The organism is Coralloluteibacterium thermophilum (genome assembly GCF_042654365.1).
In the GTDB taxonomy this organism is placed as follows: domain Bacteria; phylum Pseudomonadota; class Gammaproteobacteria; order Xanthomonadales; family Xanthomonadaceae; genus Coralloluteibacterium; species Coralloluteibacterium thermophilum.
The window spans coordinates 1-1,223 of the sequence record NZ_JBHSGG010000060.1 but is presented as its reverse complement, the minus strand read 5'-3'; the positions used below and the strand labels follow the sequence as shown (position 1 = coordinate 1,223).

Genomic DNA, 1,223 nt, shown 5'->3' with positions numbered 1-1,223 from the left:
GGGTTCTACCCCGAAATCACGGACGGTTGTAAAAGGGCTGAGAACTTCTGGTCTTGCCTGGCGACCCTTCGTCGCATCCTCGGGTTGTGGAACCGCTCGATGTATTCGAACACATCCGCCCTCGCGGCATCGAGCGTTGGGTAGGTCATGCGGTAGACCCGCTCGCGCTTGAGCAGGCCGAAGAAGCCTTCGCACGCGGCGTTGTCACCGCAGTGGCCCACCGCGCTCATCGAGCACACCAAGCCGTTGGCCGCCAGGTAACGCTGGTAGTCGCCGCTTCGGAACTGGCTGCCACGGTCGGAGTGCAGGATCAGCGGATGGCTGCCTTGGCGCTGCCAGACCGCCATCTGCACGGCCCTGATCACCATCTGACGATCCTGACGATGATGCATTGACCACCCCACCACCCGCTGGTCAAACAGGTCCAGCACGATGCACAGATACAGCTTGCCTTGCCGGGTCTTGAGCTCGGTGATGTCGGTGACCCACCTGGTCTCCGGCTCCAACGCGGTGAAGTCCCGCTCCAGCAGGTTGCGCACACCCGGCGGCGTCAGCGCCGGCTTGCCGCGCTGGCCTCGCCGCTTCGGTCGCGGCCAACCCTGCAGGCCATCGGTCGCCATCAGACGCGCCACCCGGTTCAGGCTCGCCGTCTCGCCTTCCTCGGCAAGGTCTTCATGCATCCGGCCGGCGCCCAATGTGCCCCGGCTGTCCTCATGCAACTCACGGATCCGGCCGAGCAAGCGCTGGTTGTCGCGCTCCCGGGCACTGGGCAAGCGCTTACTCCAGTCGTAGTAACCGCTGGCCGAGACCCGCAGGCAACGACACATCAGTCGCACTGGAAACTCATCGCGGCAACGTTCGATCACCTGATACCTCAGGATGATCCCTTGGCAAAGAACGTCGCCGCTTCTCGCAAAAAATCCCGCTCCTTCTTCACCCGGGCCAGCTCGCGCTTGAGCCGCGCCAGTTCCTCGTCCCGGGGCGTCCCGGTGCCACCGAAGGCCACCTGGCCCCGGCTCTGGGCCTCCCGCTTCCAGCGGGTCAGCAATGCATCCCGGATCCCCAGCTCCCGGGCCACCTGGGCACAGCTGACGCCCGGCTGGCTGGCCTGCTCAACCGCACCGCGCTTGAACTCGGTGCTGAACTTCCTTCGCTTCGACATGAACACTCCTCATGGCCTTGATCGGCCTTCTCGTAAGTGTCCGTGAAAACGGGGGTGAACC

General features: G+C 64.7%; 1 protein-coding gene. It reads right to left on the bottom strand.

The genetic code is table 11. From position 1 onward, the window contains the following. Positions 1-5: 5 nt before the first annotated feature. A protein-coding gene (locus ACFO3Q_RS16785; RefSeq protein WP_087944427.1) for an IS3-like element ISStma5 family transposase occupies positions 6-1,162 on the bottom strand; the annotation gives its coding sequence in 2 pieces (ribosomal slippage) (positions 6-922 and positions 922-1,162; 1,158 coding nt in all). Positions 1,163-1,223 lie beyond the last annotated feature (61 nt).